Below are 16638 nucleotides of genomic sequence, written 5' to 3' on the forward strand. Positions count from 1 at the left end.
CTCCTGCTATGTCCTGTCAGTGCATCCAGCCCGAAACGGCGTAGCGTTCTCCTGAACAATCCGGATGCTCCAGTCCCTTGAATTTATATCGCTGAGCTACGCCCAAGGCCAGCCCTGCCTGCTTGCCCCCGGGGTTAAGGCTCAGCTTCGGCCGAAGAGACGTTCTATATCGGAAAGTTTTAGCTCAATATAGGTCGGACGACCGTGATTGCACTGTCCTGAACCCGGCGTGTTTTCCATCTGCCTTAAAAGCGCGTTCATCTCCTCCGGCCGCATGCGCCGCCCTGAACGCACCGAGCCGTGGCAAGCCATGGTGGCGGCGACATATTCCAGCTTGTTGGCAAGCGTGGAGGCAGCGTCCCATTCAGCGATCTCGTCGGCAAGCTGCCGCACCAACCCCTGCACGTTGACCTCGCCAAGCATCGCCGGCGTTTCGCGAACCGCGACCGCCCCCGGCCCGAAACGCTCGATGACCAGTCCCAGCGCATCGAAACCAGCCGCATGGTCCATCAGCCGGTCGCAATCCTCTTCGGGAAGGTCGATGATCTCAGGAATGAGCAGCACCTGTGAAGGCGGGCGTCTGGAATGCAGCGCATTGCGCATTTCCTCAAACACGAGCCGTTCATGCGCCGCATGCTGGTCGACGATGACGAGGCCGTCTTCCGTCTGCGCGACGATGTAATTTTGGTGCAACTGCGCCCGCGCGGCGCCGAGCGGATATTGTGACGGTTCCAGCGACGGGCTTGCCGAGGCCTCGTAAACCTCGCTGGGTTCTGCCCGCGCGGTCGGCATGGTGATGTCGGAAAAGCGCGATTGCACGGCCTCGGCAAATTGCATGTTCCCGGAAATGGCAAGCGGTCGGGAAGGCGAGGCCGCGGCGGACCATGTCGCAGCGGCAGACGGTCGGAGATTGGACGGGCTGTAGCCGGGGCGAAAGGCGTTCATCATCTGGCTGGCACCAGTCGTCGCCGCCCTGTCACCGTCACGAGTCAGCGCCTGGCGGATCGCACCGACGATCAGCCCGCGAACGAGACCGGGATCGCGGAAGCGCACATCTGATTTCGCCGGATGCACGTTCACGTCGACAAAGGCGGGATCGAGCGTCAGGGACAGCACCGCGACCGGATATCGCCCGTGCGGTACGGTTTCGGCATAGGCACCGCGAATGGCGGACAACAGCAATTTGTCCTGCACCGGGCGACCGTTGACGAAGACATATTGATGCGCCGAGTTGCCGCGGTTGAAGGTCGGCACGCCGGCAAAACCGGAGAGCGTTACATCCTCGCGCCCGGCATCGATTTCGATGGCGTTGTCCTTGAACTCGGCACCGAGAATCTGCGCCATGCGGGCAAGGTGATCGTCGCCGGTGGAGGGGATTTCAAGCGTGGAGCGGTCGGTGCCTGACAGCACGAAGCGGATATGCGGAAAGGCAATTGCCATCCGCTTGACGACTTCGGTAATGGCGGCTGCCTCCGCTCGCTCCGTCTTCAGGAATTTCAGCCGTGCGGGCGTCGCGAAAAACAGGTCGCGCACCTCGACGATGGTGCCGGCATTGGCAGCGGCGGGCCGGACCTCGGAGACTTTGCCGCCGGTGACGGAGATCACCGAACCCTGTTCTGCGCCGTGTTGCCGGCTGGTGATGGAAAGCTTGGCAACCGAGCCGATGGAGGGCAGGGCCTCGCCGCGAAAGCCAAGCGTGCGGATATCGTCAAGCGTGGTGGATATTTTCGAGGTGCAATGGCGCCGGACCGCAAGCTCCAGATCGGCAGGCGACATGCCGGAGCCGTTATCGGTGATGCGCACCAGTCCCTTGCCGCCGCCCGCCGTGGCGATCTCGATGCGCGTTGCGCCCGCGTCGATGGCGTTTTCCACCAGCTCCTTCGTGGCGCTGGAGGGTCTTTCGATGACCTCGCCGGCGGCGATCTGGTTGATGAGGGTTTCTGAAAGCTGCTTGATGGCCATGATCGTCATTTTCGCGGATTCGTCACGGCTTCGAAAGCAAAAAACTCAAGTCGTGAAAGTTTGTACATGTTTTGCGGCCTGCCCGGCGTTTGATCATTTCCGTTCAACGTCAGGTTAAGCGTTAATCCGCCTTTAATCGGCCTTGCATATGGTGAGGCGGCTTGAAATGACTGCAGGAACGAGGCCCCCCTTCGCCGGGTGGTGTGACGTCGTATATGGGTGAACGTCATCTTCCCCTCAAGACTGCTTCAAGTAGCGAACCCTGATGTCTCTTTTGCGGAATTTACCGTTTCATCCCGGCATTTGCCTCGGACGATTCCAATAGAAACATAAGCCTGACCCTGAAAACAGGTGGGAGTTTGCAGTTGAGTGATTTGGCGTCCTCCGGCGCGGGCGTTCATACGGTGATGCTTGATGCCCTTTGCGACGCGCTTGGCACGGCGATCGTCGTTTACGACCGGAACGATCACATCGTTTTCGCAAGCCGGAAGCTTTTGAGTTTTTTTCCACTGCAAGAGGCCGTTATCGGGCCGGGCGCGCGGCTGCGCGACTATCTGAGCGCGCTTTACGATTGTTATCTTCTGGAAGCGGAAAGCCTGTCCGCCAATGCCCGGCAGCTGGGACGCGAGGAATGGATCGGCGAGCGGCTGGCGCTGCACTGGAAGGAAAGGTCTGAAAAAACCGAGCGGCTGAAGGGGGAGCGCTTCCTGCGCTTCGTCATGAACCGCCTGCCTTCCGGGCTGGGCATCAGCGTCGTTGCCGATATTTCCGAACAGAAGAAAAGAGAAGAACAGTGGCGCATCGACCTCGAACGCGTGCAGCTGATCGAAGACATTCTCGACAATCTGCCGTTTCCGGTCCTCGTCAAGGACCGGAACCTCGCCTATGTCGCCGTAAATAAAGCCGCCTGCACCATGGTCGAGACCAGTGCAGAGAGCATTCTCGGCCGCACGGTTTTCGACCTGCATTCGCGCCAGGTCGCAGGCCGGATCGACGCTGCCGATCGCATGGTGCTGGACAGCGGCACGCCGAGTATCCTTCCCGAAAGGGTGAGGCGCGCGAATGGTGAAGAGGTGCTGACGATTACCCGCAAGCAGCGGGTGGGTCGGCCTGGCCGGCATTTTCTGGTCACGACGATGGAGGACGTGACCGCGCTCGCCACCATCGACGCAAACGGCATGCCCGTCATCCCCTCGCTCGAACATGTCGATTTCGTCGCCTCCACCTATGGTAAGGATGAAGATCGCGATTCCGCAGGCGGTCTGCTGAAAAGCAAGGCGGTGCTGGTGGTTTCCGGAAACGGGCGCTTTGCCGAAGCCGCCTGCCACCGGCTTGCCGCGAGCGGCATGGATCATGCCGTGGTGAGGAGCGAGGAAGAACAGCGTAGTTTCATCGATATCGCCGCTTCCGCAGGCGTCGGCATCGATGTCGTCGTTGTCGACGCCCAGATGAGCGTTACATGCCTCGATATCGCGGCTGCGCATGACCTGCCGGTCGTCACCATCGAGGAAGAGGAGATCGACGCTTCGCTGCTGCATTATCTCGCCGTCGGCCTCAAATCGTCTCCGAAGGAAAAGTCCTCCGACGAGGACTGGGAGATCATGACCGAGGACCTGCCCAAAATCCTCAAGACTGGCGGCGTCTGCGAGATACTTCTCGTTGAGGACAACAGGGTCAACCAGATCGTCTTCTCACAAATCCTTGAGGGATTGGGGCTGTCCTGGCGGCTTGCCACGTCGGGTGAGGAGGCGTTGCGTCTTTTTGAGGAACAGGCGCCGTCCGTCGTCCTGCTCGACACCACGCTTGGCGATATCGACGGTTTTGAGGTCGCCCGCCGTATGCGTGCACTGGCCGGCGACGAGCGCATTCCCATCGTCGGCGTCATCACCCACGCTTTCGAGGGCGATCTCGACAAATGCCTGGCGGCGGGCATGGAAGACATGCTGCTGAAACCCGTCAGTCCCGATATGGTCGACGCCGTTTTCCTGCGCCTTTTCGGCAAGGATGCCCTGCGGCTGCAAGCCTGAAGCTCCTCCATTTCAGCTTTTTGTGTTCGAGCCGCTGGCATTGCGGAGACGCCGCCGCATTTTCGGTGCGCGGTTCTATGGCTTTTTTAATACTTGCCCTGCATTGTGATCGCGGTCGACACGGGATTCACGAGATGCAGAAATGAAACGGGCAGAGCCGCAGGCGTTGCACGTCAGCCAGAACGAGCTGCAGGCGATGGCTTACAGCGATCCGCTGACGGGGCTTGGCAATCGTTACCGTTTGCGGGACAAAATCCGCATGCTCGCCAGCGAGCGTTCCAGCGATCCCGCGCCCTTCACAGTCGGCATTGCGAATATTGACGGCTTCAAACCCATCAACGATCTTTTCGGCGTGCAGGCGGGCGACGAGATTTTGTGCCAGGTCGCGCATCGGCTGAAGGCTTGCATTCCCGATGGCGCCGCCGTGACGCGCCATGATGGCGACGAGTTCGCCTTCGTGCTGCCGCTGGTATTCGAACGCACCGGCGCAGAGCGCATCGGCAACATGATCAAGGACGTGCTTTCTGCGCCTTACGATCTCGGCGACCGCAACGTCCGGCTTTCCTCCTCCTTCGGTTTTGCCATCTATCCCTTCGCCGGCGATGATTTCGAGGATTTGCTGAAAAGCGCCGAGACTGCGCTTTACCGCTCCAAGCGCCGTGGCCGTGGCCAGATAACGGTCTATTCGCGCGAGATTGCGCAGGAAATGAAGCGCGCCACCCAGCTGGAACAGGCGTTGCGTAACGCCATCATCACCGATGCGATCGACGTGCATTTCCAGCCCATCGTCAGGCTGGAAGAAGCGAAGGTCATCGGTTTCGAGGCGCTCGCCCGCTGGAACGACCCCGATCTCGGTTTCGTGTCGCCCGCCGTTTTCGTGCCGCTGGCCGAAGAACGCGGTTTCATCGACGCGCTGTCGGAAGCGCTGCTGAGGAAGGCGGCGGAAGCGGCGCTGTTCTGGCCGCGAGAGCTTTTCCTGTCCTTCAACCTGTCTTCCGCGCAATTGATGGACCCCGGCACAGCGGATAATATTCTGTCCATCCTGTCGCGTGTCGGCCTTGATCCGCACCGGCTGGAGCTTGAAATCACCGAAACGGCTGTCATGACATCCGCCGATACCGCGCAGCGCATCATCAGCGAATTGCAGGGTGCGGGTGTTCGTATCTCTCTTGACGATTTCGGCACCGGCCAGTCGAGCCTTGGCCGTCTGCGCGACTTCACCTTCGACAAGGTCAAGATCGACCGCGCCTTTGTCTCCCGCATCAGCAGCGACCGTCCTTCGGAACATATCATCAAGGCCATCGTCGCCATGTGCGAAGGGCTTGATCTCGAGGTCGTCGCGGAGGGTATCGAGGAGCAGGCGGAAGAGGAAAAACTGCGCGCGCTCGGCTGCGCTATGGGGCAGGGCTATTTTTACGGCCGCCCCGCCGATGCCGCCGCCACGCAGCGTTACCTTCACGAAAACTATCGCGAGATCCTGTCGGATATTCCCTGAGAAATGGAGTGGCCTTGCACATAAGGCTGTAGGGACCTCCCCAACCTCATCCATGTGACGAGCACAGGAATGAGAAGGCGGCACGCGCCGCGCTTCACAACCGGTAGAGCGGCTCGAACCTGCCCTTCACCTCAATCCCGAGCTCGAATGTCTTTCCGTGCTGCGGATTGGCAGCAATGGCGTCGTCGTCAAGATTTTCGCGGGCGGATGTGACGAGAAGGCGCGACGCATCGGGGCCGATGAAGGCCGGGCAGGTCGTCTGTCCCGCTGGCACCAGATAGCGTTCGATGTGGTTGCCGTCGGCATCGTAACGATCGACCGCACCCATCCCCCAGCGGGCGTTCCAGATATGCCCTTCCGCATCGCAGACCGATCCGTCTACGCCACCGTCGATGCCGGCGGTGTCAATGAACACCTCTGCCTTGCCGGTGGGAAGTCCCGTCTCGGCATCGAGCGGCACCTTCATCAGCTCGTTGACCTTGGTGTCGACGTAATATCCGGTCGCGCCATCGGGCGAAAAGCAGATCGAATTTGGAATGCTGACATCGGCAAACAGCTTGGTCACGGTTCCCCTGGCAACGTGGTAGATGCTACCCGCGCCGATTTGCGCCTTGCGGCCCATGGTGCCGATCCACAGCGCGCCCGAGGGATGCATACGCCCGTCATTCGAGCGGTTGTCGGGCATGTCCTTTTCAAGCTCCGCATGCAGCGTCAACACGCCGGTTGCCGTATCGCGAAGGAAAAGGCCGTCATCGGAGGCGATCAATTGCTTGTGGTCGCTGATTTTCGCCAGTGCGCTGCCCATGAAGGGCAGGGCGTGCACCGTTTTGCGGCCGGAAGCGAGATGCAATTCATGCAGTTCGCGCCCGATGATATTGAACCACCAGGCCGTGCCGGTCGCCGGGTCGAAAGTCGGGCCTTCGCCAAGCGTCATCGGCGTTTCGTCAAGAACACGTCCGGCAAAGGGAAAAACGGTCGCCATGCTTTTATCCTCCAATTGCTGCATCATAGGCCGAAAGCGTGACGATGGCGCGCTCGCGCACCTCCGCAGCCGTCATGCCGGGCTTGTAGAGACTGGTGCCAAGCCCGAAAGCGAGGATGCCGGCGTTGGTATAGTCGGCGAAATTCTTGTCCGAGACGCCACCAACGGCGGCAATGACCAGATCCTTCGGCAGGATCGTCCGGATCGCATTGATGCCGGCCGGGCCGATGATGCTGGCGGGAAAGAACTTCAGCCCGGTTGCTCCGGCTTTTGCGGCAACCAAAGCCTCGGTCGGAGTCAGAACGCCCGGCATCGTCACCATGCCCTTGACGCGCGCGGCGGAGATGACGTCGGCATCGGCATTGGGGCTGACCATCAGCTTGCCACCGGCGGCGTCCAGCGCATCCACGTCTTCCGTGCTGAGCACGGTGCCGGCGCCGATCAGGCAATCGGCGGGCGCCATCTTCGCGGCGATCTCGATCGAGCGGAACGGATCGGGCGAATTGAGCGGGATTTCGATGGCGCGGAAGCCGGTCTCGATCAGCGCGCCGACGACGCCTTCGGTTTCCTCGGGTTTAAGGCCGCGCAGGATGGCGATCAGCGGATATTTCATGGCGGGGAAGGGGATACGCATGGTGGGTCTTTCGTCCTTGAGCGGGATGGCGAAAAGCGTGAGCGGTTTTCGCCTGGAATTCCGCTCCACTGAATAATCTATGACCAGATGGCATTTGCGGCGGCTAACAACCCGCGCCGAACGGCCTCGTCTGCGTCGATGACAGTATATTGAATCTCAAGGGCTGCGAATGCACCCTCGTAAAGCGCACCGAGCGCGCCGGAGCCGATCAGCACCACCGGCGTGTCCCGCCGTACGGAGGAATGCGCACCGGCGATTTCCAGTCCGATCATGATGCCGGAAAGCTTGGCCTTGGCGTCTGTCGCGGTGAGGCCGTGCAGCAATTGTCCGGAGCGCAGGGTGAACAGACGGTTGGTGGCGAGCTGCGGATTGGCGTAGATATCGCGCACCGCCGCCCTGAATACCTGGTGCTCGCCGGTAAAGGCTTCGGCTTCTGCCACCGCATGGGAAAGGATGGTCTGTTTCGAGATGACCTCGAACAGCTCACCGGTCATGAAGGTGGCAAAGCCCGTCACGTCGCTGCCATCCACCGTTACCCATTTGGAATGGGTGCCGGGCATGCAGACCAGCTTCCTGCCGCCACCGGCGGAGCTGAGTGCACCGAGCAATTGCGTTTCTTCGCCGCGCATCACATCAGGTGCGTTTTTGTCCCGCTGCGCCAACCCCGGCAGAATGCGGACATCCCGCTCCTGACCCGGCACGCGCACCGCACCATCAAGAACCGCTGAAAGCGATGCAGGCACGTCGATATAACCGGCCTCCACCCAGCCTTGCCGCGCACCCGCCATGCCGCAGATAAGAACCGGCAGTTTTTCCGGTGCGCCGATGGCACCGAGATGCGATTGCAGCACCTCTGTAAAGCCGGTCCGCATGGCCGTCGTCATGCCTTCAGCACTTCTGCGCTCAGCCAGCACCGCGCCGGACCGGCTGAGCAGCCAGAGCCGGAAACTGGTCGTGCCCCAGTCGACGGCGATAAAAGCGGGTTCAGACATTATAACAGGCCTCCGTCTACGATTATGGATTGCGCGGTGATCGCGCTCGATGCCGATGATGCGAGAAACAGGCACGGACCCACCAGATCGGCGGCGACAAGCGTGCGCTTGAGACATTGCCGTGCCGTGGTCGAGGTGACGTTGTCGTCCGTCAGCCACAATTCTTTCTGCCGTTCCGTCACGATCATGCCCGGCAGCAGCGTGTTGACGCGGATATTTTCCGGCCCCAACCGTCCGGCCAGGCTTTTCGTCAGGCCGATGATGCCGGCCTTGGCTGCCGCATAAGAAGGAAGCTCGCCCATGTTCAGCAGAAATGAAATCGAGGAGAAATTGATGATGGCTGCGTCCTGCGCCTGCCGCAGATGTGGCAAGGCGGCCTGAACCGTGAAGAACATCTGCTTGAGATTGACGGCCTGATTGGCATCCCAATAGGCTTCTGTGACGGTATCGATGTCGTGGCGGTCGTCCCATGCGGCATTGTTGACGAGCACCTTGATGCCGCCGGTTGCAGCTGCCGCCGCCTCCACGCTCTGCCGGGTCGCCGCAACGTCGCGCAGGTCGGTCTTGAAGAAATGGACCGGATGGCGTGCGGCATGAGCAAGCCGCGCAACGAGCGCCACGCTCGGCTCTTCGGCGATGTCTATGAACGCGACCCTTGCGCCCTGCGCCGCAAAGGCCTCCACCAGCGATGCCCCGATGCCGGAGCCGCCGCCGGTGACGAGCACGCCCGCGTCCTTGAGGTCAGGGAAATGGGCTTGCATCATCGGCATCGTCTCGTCCAGTAGGGGCTTGATTGTTCCATTATTTGGAACTAGATTTTACTAAATGGAATTATTCTCTTGGCCGCAGACTTATGTCAAGACAGATGACGGTGGATGTTGCCATGCCCGATCACAGAAACCCAAATGACAGCGAGCATGAGGTGGTTCCTGCCTTGGAGCGAAAAAAGGAAAGCGTAACCGGCACGCTTGGTAAGGCCGTCTCGCTTCTGGAGCTTATCGCCCTTGCCGAAAGACCGATGCGCTTCACCGACGTTGTCGAGGCTTGCGGCCAGCCGCGCGGCACGGTGCACCGCCAGCTCGCCCATCTCGTGGCCGAAGGTCTGGTCGATCATGTCGCCGACCAGACCTATGTCGTGGGTCTGAGGCTGCTGCAATTGGCTGCCAAGGCCTGGAGCAGCAATGATCTGCGCAGCGTTGCCGCGCCGCATCTGGCGGCATTGCAGGAGGCGACGCAGGAATCCGTGCATCTTGCCGTTCTGAATGGCGGGCAAGTCACCTATCTGGACAAAATGGAGGGCAAGCATACTTTGCGCATGCATTCGCAGGTGGGCAAGACATCCCCCGCCTATTGCACAGGGGTGGGCAAGGCCGCGCTGTCAATACTTTCCCCTGACGATCTCGCTGCACTTGCCGCAGAGCTGGACTTCCACCGCTTCACGCAAAATACGATCGTAACCCCGCAAATGCTGGCGCAGGATGTGGACGCCATTCGCAGCAATGGCTACGGTTTCGACCTTCAGGAGCATGAGATCGGCATTCACTGCGTTGCCGCGCCGGTAAGGGCGCCGGGGCGCAATTTTCTCGCGGCGATTTCCGTCACCGGCCCAGCCTATCGCGTGGATGTGGAGCAACTGCAGAAATGGGGTCCTCTGGTGCGCGAAACGGCCGATCAAATTTCGGCAGAACTTGCCTGCAGATTATCTCCGGTTGCGAATGGTTGAGAAAAATGGATGCGTGAAGCTTTTGGTTTCCGCTTCAAAAACGGCAGATCGCGCGCCGATGCGTGTAAGTGAAATCTTATTTTCGATTATTCGGAATTAAGTTTCAACTTTTGTTTGCATGAATCATTTTGGCGAGTAACATCCGCGCAATTTCCGCACGAAGGCAGGCCTTTGCGGCGGTATTTTCTCTTTTTTGAAGAACCGCTTCATGCAGAAAACAGAGACGGCCGCCGTTCAGTCGATTGGTGTTGATTGCGTTCGCGAGATCGCCGGTCTCAACACGCAATTCGATATATTCCGGTTTTTGAAACGGCTGACGGAAGCCTGGGGTTTCAAGGCCTTCATGGTGCTTGACCTCTCGGCCGAAATGGCGAGCGAATTGTCGCAATGCACCATCATCACCAGCTGGCCGGCCGAGCTTTTGCAGCGTTATGATGAAGAGGGCCTGCTGCAGAGAAGCCGGGTGATGGCGCAGTTGAAAAAATCGACCACACCCTTTTCCGTCTCCCTGGATTTTCTGGTCAGCGGCGACGAAAACGCGCCGAAGAAACCGGTCATCGGACTTTTTGAGCGGTTCGATATGATAAATTCGGTGTGGTTTCCCGTTCACGACATCACCACGATGCGGGGAGCGGTGTCCTTTTCCGGTAACAAAACGACTTTGCCCACCAGCCAGCTGGCGGAACTTTTTTACATTTCCAGCCACATCTTTGCCCGGCTATCAGAAATCCGCCGCCTTGATCTGCGGGTTCCCGAGACGTTGAACGAGCGCGAGATAGATTGTCTGAACTGGACGGCCGCCGGCAAGACTAGCGCCGAGATCGCTGAAATCATGATGCTCTCGGAACATACCATCAATCACTACCTGAACCGTGCGACGAAAAAACTCGATACGGTCAACCGCACCCAAGCCGTCGCAAAGGCGCTCCGGGTCGGTCTGATTAAATAGCGAAACCGCAAATTTATCATTGTGATAAATGGGTTCCTGGGCGATCCTTCTTTCGAATCACCGGGAAGGAGAAATCGTTTGCCGGAACGGCATAGGATAAAAGCGGGGTTTTCTCCGACTGTCGATTGCGCCGTACTGATAGCCGCTGCCGAAAAAGGCTTTGCTGCCGACGAAGGCGTCGAACTGGAACTCATCCGAAAACAATCCGCGCGCGCCGTGCTTGCAGCACTTGGCGAGGACGAGGTTCAGATCGCCCATTTGCCCGCCGCGGTTCCCGTCGGTTCCGCGGTTGGCCTCGATGACCTGCCGGCCGATATTGTCGGCGTCTTCACTCTTTCCCTTGGCGGATCGGCAACGACCGTTTCGCACGGATTTTTCGACGAGCTTTACCGGGAGGGCATGAAGCTGCCGGACCCGGCCGCGTTCGGGCGGGCGATGGCCCGTGTCTGTTCCGCGCGCCGGGCGGCGGGTGAAAAACCGCCGGTCTTTGCGATCGAGGATATCGTGTCCACGCCGTTTTATGCGCTGCGTTATCTGCTCGGAAGCTGCGGCGTGCTGCTCGGCCGCGACATGGAAATCGTTGAAGCCCTGCCGAAGGCTATGCCGGCGCTTTTGGAAAGCGGCAAGGTCGATGCGCTCTGTACCGCCGAACCGGCGGGCAGCGCTGTGGTGCTGGGCGGCGGCGGGCGGATCGTCACCACGGGAGCGCTGATCTGGCACAATGCGCCTGAAAAGATACTGGCCGTGAAGCGGCCCTGGGCGGAAGAGAACGCCACTGTGCTGGAAGGCTTGCTGCGTTCGCTTTATCGCGCCGGCGAATGGTGCGCCAACTCCGCCAATATCGAGGAACTTACCGGCATTCTTGCCGCCCCCCATTATATTGACGAGAACGGCGAATTCCTGCTTCCAGCGCTGACGGGTTATATTTCCACTTCGCAAAGGGACATGCAGCGTTTTCAGGAGTTTTTCGTAACAAGCGCCAAGGCCGCCAATTTCCCTGGCAAAGCCAGGCGCTGTGGTTCTTCAGCCAGATGTTGCGCTGGGGCGAGGTTCCCCCCGATCGCCGGTTCGATGCAGCCGTGGTGGAGGCCGCGCGCAATGCCTATCGGCCGGATATCTTCCGCAAGGCGATGAAGCCGCTTTTCGTGCCGGTGCCGGGCGCGAACCTGAAGCTGGAAGGCACGTTGCGGGAGCCGGTCCATGTCGGGGCGTCACGCTCGGGTCTTGTCCTCGGCCCCGACTGTTTTTTCGATGGTCGGGTTTTCGATCCGGAAACGCTTGATATGGACGACGAAATCTGAAGTCTGCGAATAAACCGTCGCGGTGATCCGCTGTTTGCGGTTTGGCATTGGCGAACGGGCCGCGTTTGTCTATGGATGGCGCGGAATGCAGCCCATATCCGGCGGGATGATGTAGCGGAGTAAACATATGGCAGAGGTCAGCAAGCACCAGGTCGAAAAGGCTTTGGAGGCAGTCATCTATCCGGGCAGCGGCAAAAGCATTGTGGCGCTTGGCATGGTCTCGGAAATCTTCATCGCCGACGCGAAAGCCTATTTCTCTATTACCGTCCCGGCCGACAGGGCAGCCGACATGGAGCCGTTGAGGCTTTCGGCTGAACAGGCCGCCAAGGGCGTTCCGGGTATCGCCGGTGCCGTCGTCGCGCTGACGGCGGATCGCAAACCCGGCACACAACAACCCGCACCAGCGCGCCCGGCGCCGGCACCGCCGCGCCCTGCGGCTGCAACCGGCCGCCCGCCCGCGCAACCCGGCTCGTCGAAGGTCGGCGTTCCCGGCGTCGGCGCGATCATCGCCGTTGCCTCGGGCAAGGGCGGGGTCGGCAAGTCCACGACCGCCGTCAACCTGGCGCTGGGCCTACAGGCGCTGGGCCTCAAGGTTGGCATGCTCGACGCCGACATTTACGGCCCCTCGCTGCCACGACTGCTGAAGATTTCAGGACGCCCGCAGCAGCAGGAAGACCGCATCATCATTCCCATGGAAAATTACGGACTGAAGGTCATGTCCATGGGATTTCTGGTGGATGAGGAAGCGGCGATGATCTGGCGCGGGCCGATGGTTCAGTCCGCATTGATGCAGATGTTGCGTGAAGTCGCCTGGGGTGAACTCGATGTGCTGGTGCTCGACATGCCGCCTGGCACCGGCGACGCGCAACTCACCATCGCCCAGCAGGTGCCGCTCGCCGGCGCCGTCATCGTCTCCACGCCGCAGGATCTGGCGCTGATCGACGCGCGCAAGGGCATCACCATGTTCCGCAAGGTGGAAGTGCCGCTGCTCGGCGTCGTCGAGAATATGAGCTACTTCATCGCACCGGATACCGGCGCGCGTTATGATATTTTCGGCCATGGCGGTGCCAAGGCAGAGGCTGAGCGGATTGGCGTGCCGTTCCTCGGCGAAGTGCCGCTCACCATTTCCATCCGTGAAATGTCTGATGCCGGAACGCCGGTCGTTGCCGCCGAGCCGGATGGTCCGCAGGCCGCCATCTACCGCGATATTGCGGAAAAAGTCTGGGCCCGCATCGGTGCGGGCGAAAGAAAAGCCGCCCCGAAAATCGTTTTCGAATAACGTACCGGTTAAGGAAAGAAAAAGGCCGGGCGGTTGTCGTGCCTGGATATATTTTAAAAACAATATGTTAACTGGTGGCTTCGGGAAAGGCCGATGCATTTGAACGCCAGAGATGCATCGCCTGCAATGCTGTCGCGAGAAAATATTGCTTGATTGGGTCTCGCTTTGGGAGCATAGCCCTGCGCCGTTTGGTTCTTGGTCCGTCAGTCCGGCGGGATGTGAAAATCCCGCTCGTTCCGGTGTTCCCTGAAGTGTCGTCCAAAGGTTTGCCGACCTTGAACAGGATATGTTAAGCAGCATTGCGGCTGAAGCCAGCGATGCGGACCGGAGAAACGGATTGATAAAAGCCTATCGCGCCAACTGCGAGGCGATCAGCCTGTCGCCAGACGACGGCCGTGAACAGATTCCCGACGATATCGTCTGGATCGACCTTATCAATCCGACGAGGACGGAAGAGCAGTATGTTGAAAAACTGCTGGGGCTAGAGCTGCCGACCCGCGAGGATTTGAAGGATATCGAACCTTCCAGCCGCCTTTACATGGAAGATGGCAACGTCTTCATGACCGCCTCTCTGGTTTGGAAGGCAGATTCCGACGGTCCGCGCCTGACCGATGTTGCCTTTATTCTTGCCGGCAAGCGCCTTGTGACGATCCGTTATGCCGAGCCGAAATCATTCCACCTCTTCACCGCCGCCATCACCCGCGTCCCGCACGAGATGCGCAGCGGCACCGCGCTGTTGCTGAAACTGCTGGAAACCATCGTCGATCGCACGGCGGAAATTCTCGAAAACTCGGTGGCAGGCATCGACAATCTCGCCGCCGATCTTCTCGGCAGCCAGGCGCGCAGCAAGCGCAAGGCGCCGCGTTATCTAGAAGACCGACTGACGAACATTGCCGCCTATCACCGGCTGATCTCCAAGGTTCGTGACAGCCTTGCTTCCCTTGCACGCCTGCAGACTTTCCTGTCCACAAGTGGGCAGGTCCAGCAGGACAAGGAAGCGAGGGAACAGAGCAAATCGATCGGTCGGGATATCCAGTCGTTGAGCGAACATGCCTCCTTCGTTTCCGGCAATCTGACATTCCTGCTGGACGCTTCTCTCGGCATCATCAACATCGAGCAGAACGGCATCATCAAGATCTTCTCGATCGCGTCGGTCGTGTTCCTGCCGCCCACTCTGGTGGCATCGGTTTACGGAATGAACTTTCAGCTCATGCCGGAGTTGAACTGGACGTTTGGCTATCCACTCGCGCTCGTCGTCATGCTGATGTCGGCAATCATCCCGTTTCTCTTTTTCCGTTGGAAGGGCTGGCTCTAAGGAGCCAGGATCATCATGTCTCAAATCGCAGACAAGGACTTTACCGAGAAGCCGGATTCGGATGACAAGCATCAGAACAAGGGGCTTTATGCCGCGATCCTTGGTTCTATCGGCGTCGTCTACGGCGATATCGGCACCAGCCCGCTCTATGCCTTCCGCGAAGCGCTAAAGCCGATCGCCTATGATGGCGTGACGAGAGAAGAAGTCATCGGCCTGACATCCCTGATGATCTGGTCTCTGACGATCATCGTAACGTTCAAATACATCACGCTCCTGCTGCGCGCCGACAATGACGGCGAGGGCGGCACACTCTCGCTTCTGGCGCTGTTGATGAAGACGGCGGGCACTCACCGCAGCGTTCTCATCGTGCTCGGCCTCATCGGCGCAGCCCTGTTCCTGGGCGATGCCATGATCACGCCGGCGCTATCAGTGCTTTCGGCGGTGGAGGGTCTGAAGCTCGTCACTCCGGCGATGGACGACTTTATTATTCCGATCTCCGTCTGCATTCTCATCGGCCTCTTCGCGATCCAATCGCACGGTACGGGAACGGTGGCGAAATTCTTCGGACCGATCACCGCCGTCTGGTTCCTGGTCATGGGTTTAGCCGGCCTCATTCACATCGCCGATGATTTCGGCATTCTCTATGCCTTCAACCCTTGGCATGCGGTCGAGTTTCTCGCCAATGAAGGCTTTTATGGCATCGTTGTGCTGGGCGCGGTTTTCCTGACGATCACCGGTGCTGAAGCGCTTTATGCCGATCTTGGCCATTTCGGCCGCCGTCCCATACAGTGGGCATGGTTCTGTCTGGTTTTCCCGGCACTGACGCTGAATTATCTCGGTCAGGGCGCGCTGGTTCTCAAGGACCCGGCGGCGATGTCCAATCCGTTTTACCTGATGTTCCCGCAATGGGCGATCCTGCCGGCCGTCATTCTGGCGACCGCCGCCACCATCATCGCCAGCCAGGCGGTTATAACAGGCGCGTTCTCGCTCGTGCGTCAGGCGATCCATCTCGGCTATCTGCCGCGCATGGAAATCCTCTTCACTTCGGAAACCAATACCGGGCAGATCTATCTTCCCGCCGTCAACACCATCCTGCTGTTCGGCGTCGTCGCACTGGTGCTCACCTTCAAAAGTTCGGATGCACTGGCCACCGCCTACGGCATTTCCGTTACCGGCGCGATGGTCGTCACCAGCATGATGTTCTTCGAATTCGTTCGCAAGCGCTGGCAATGGTCCATCTGGCTGGCGATTGGCGTGCTGGCGCCGCTTCTGCTGCTGGAACTGATTTTCCTCGGTGCAAACCTGCTCAAGATACATGATGGCGGCTATGTGCCGGTGTTGCTGGCAATCGCTTTCACCATCATCATGACCACCTGGCAGCGCGGCTCGAAAATCCTTTTCGCCAAAACCCGCCGCAGCGATGTGCCGCTGAAGGCTTTCGTGGCTTCGGTGGAAAAGGAAAGCGCCCATGCGCCGGTGCGCGTGCCCGGCACAGCGATTTTCCTGACTGGCGATCCGGATGCCGCACCCGCTGCATTGTTGCACAATCTCAAGCACAACCACGTCCTGCACGACAAGAACGTGATTTTGACGATCCGCACGGAAGACCAGCCGCGCGTCCGCCCCGAAAATCGTTACACACTGACGAAGCTGAGCGATCGTTTTGCCGTAGTCGAACTGCATTTCGGCTTCATGGAAACGCAGAACGTCACCCAGGCGCTCGGTTACCTCAGGCGCACGGGTTACAAGTTCGACATCATGTCCACCTCGTTTTATCTCGGTCGCCGCAAGCTGGTGCCGGATCCGAAATCGGGCATGCCCGGCTGGCAGAACCGACTGTTCATCGCGCTTGCCGAAACGGCCGCCGATCCCTCGGACTACTTCCGCCTTCCGGCCAACCGCGTGGTGGAACTCGGGTCTCACGTCGTCGTCTGATTATTAGAAGGTGGTTACACATTAACGTGAAGCCGCGCCCGCGC

The 16638-nt window shown here is 59.7% G+C and carries 12 protein-coding genes and 1 pseudogene; 8 read left to right on the forward strand and 5 right to left on the reverse strand.

What is annotated here, in order from left to right; translation table 11 throughout:
* Positions 1-141 precede the first annotated feature (141 nt).
* Positions 142-1962: a DNA mismatch repair endonuclease MutL gene (mutL, locus tag RBH71_RS15910; protein WP_003519052.1), complete on the reverse strand. Its 1821-nt coding sequence runs from the start codon at positions 1960-1962 to the stop codon at positions 142-144.
* 407 nt (positions 1963-2369) lie between these two features.
* Between mutL and RBH71_RS15915 the strand changes: the two genes are divergently transcribed.
* A complete protein-coding gene (locus tag RBH71_RS15915; RefSeq protein ID WP_050923955.1) occupies positions 2370-3989 on the forward strand; it encodes a response regulator in 1620 nt (539 codons plus the stop codon).
* A 142-nt stretch (positions 3990-4131) separates the two neighbouring features.
* The gene (locus RBH71_RS15920; protein ID WP_003519050.1) at positions 4132-5484 is read left to right on the forward strand and encodes a putative bifunctional diguanylate cyclase/phosphodiesterase; all 1353 of its coding nucleotides are present in this window, start codon (positions 4132-4134) and stop codon (positions 5482-5484) included.
* Positions 5485-5578: 94 nt separating this feature from the next.
* Here RBH71_RS15920 and RBH71_RS15925 read toward each other — a convergent pair whose 3' ends face one another.
* The 4 genes from RBH71_RS15925 to RBH71_RS15940 all read right to left on the reverse strand — a co-directional run bounded on the left by RBH71_RS15925 (position 5579) and on the right by RBH71_RS15940 (position 8862).
* Entirely contained in the window at positions 5579-6466 is an 888-nt protein-coding gene (locus tag RBH71_RS15925; RefSeq protein ID WP_003519049.1) for an SMP-30/gluconolactonase/LRE family protein, read from the reverse strand.
* 4 nt (positions 6467-6470) lie between these two features.
* Positions 6471-7100 carry a 2-dehydro-3-deoxy-6-phosphogalactonate aldolase gene (locus RBH71_RS15930; protein ID WP_035252989.1) on the reverse strand — a complete coding sequence of 210 codons (630 nt, stop codon included), beginning with the start codon at positions 7098-7100 and terminating at the stop codon, positions 6471-6473.
* 77 nt (positions 7101-7177) lie between these two features.
* A complete protein-coding gene (locus RBH71_RS15935) occupies positions 7178-8092 on the reverse strand; it encodes a 2-dehydro-3-deoxygalactonokinase (protein ID WP_003519045.1) in 915 nt (304 codons plus the stop codon).
* Positions 8092-8862 (reverse strand): SDR family NAD(P)-dependent oxidoreductase, encoded by a 771-nt coding sequence (locus RBH71_RS15940; RefSeq protein ID WP_003519044.1) that lies wholly within the window; start codon positions 8860-8862, stop codon positions 8092-8094. Before RBH71_RS15940 ends, RBH71_RS15935 begins: the two co-directional genes overlap by 1 nt.
* A gap of 83 nt (positions 8863-8945) precedes the next feature.
* Between RBH71_RS15940 and RBH71_RS15945 the strand changes: the two genes are divergently transcribed.
* The 6 genes and pseudogenes from RBH71_RS15945 to RBH71_RS15975 all read left to right on the forward strand — a co-directional run bounded on the left by RBH71_RS15945 (position 8946) and on the right by RBH71_RS15975 (position 16594).
* Positions 8946-9815: an IclR family transcriptional regulator gene (locus tag RBH71_RS15945; RefSeq protein ID WP_003519043.1), complete on the forward strand. Its 870-nt coding sequence runs from the start codon at positions 8946-8948 to the stop codon at positions 9813-9815.
* 208 nt (positions 9816-10023) lie between these two features.
* Positions 10024-10764: a helix-turn-helix transcriptional regulator gene (locus RBH71_RS15950; protein ID WP_003519040.1), complete on the forward strand. Its 741-nt coding sequence runs from the start codon at positions 10024-10026 to the stop codon at positions 10762-10764.
* 78 nt (positions 10765-10842) lie between these two features.
* A pseudogene (locus tag RBH71_RS15955) lies at positions 10843-12065 on the forward strand (CmpA/NrtA family ABC transporter substrate-binding protein).
* A gap of 127 nt (positions 12066-12192) precedes the next feature.
* On the forward strand, positions 12193-13344 hold the full coding sequence (locus RBH71_RS15965) for an Mrp/NBP35 family ATP-binding protein (RefSeq protein WP_111801209.1): 1152 nt from the start codon (positions 12193-12195) through the stop codon (positions 13342-13344).
* Positions 13345-13681: 337 nt separating this feature from the next.
* Positions 13682-14659 carry a magnesium/cobalt transporter CorA gene (corA, locus tag RBH71_RS15970; protein WP_003511691.1) on the forward strand — a complete coding sequence of 326 codons (978 nt, stop codon included), beginning with the start codon at positions 13682-13684 and terminating at the stop codon, positions 14657-14659.
* A 15-nt stretch (positions 14660-14674) separates the two neighbouring features.
* Entirely contained in the window at positions 14675-16594 is a 1920-nt protein-coding gene (locus RBH71_RS15975) for a potassium transporter Kup (RefSeq protein WP_003511693.1), read from the forward strand.
* The last annotated feature ends 44 nt before the right edge of the window (positions 16595-16638 follow it).

The organism is Rhizobium sp. AN68 (assembly GCF_030758035.1).
GTDB classification, from domain to species: domain Bacteria; phylum Pseudomonadota; class Alphaproteobacteria; order Rhizobiales; family Rhizobiaceae; genus Agrobacterium; species Agrobacterium tumefaciens.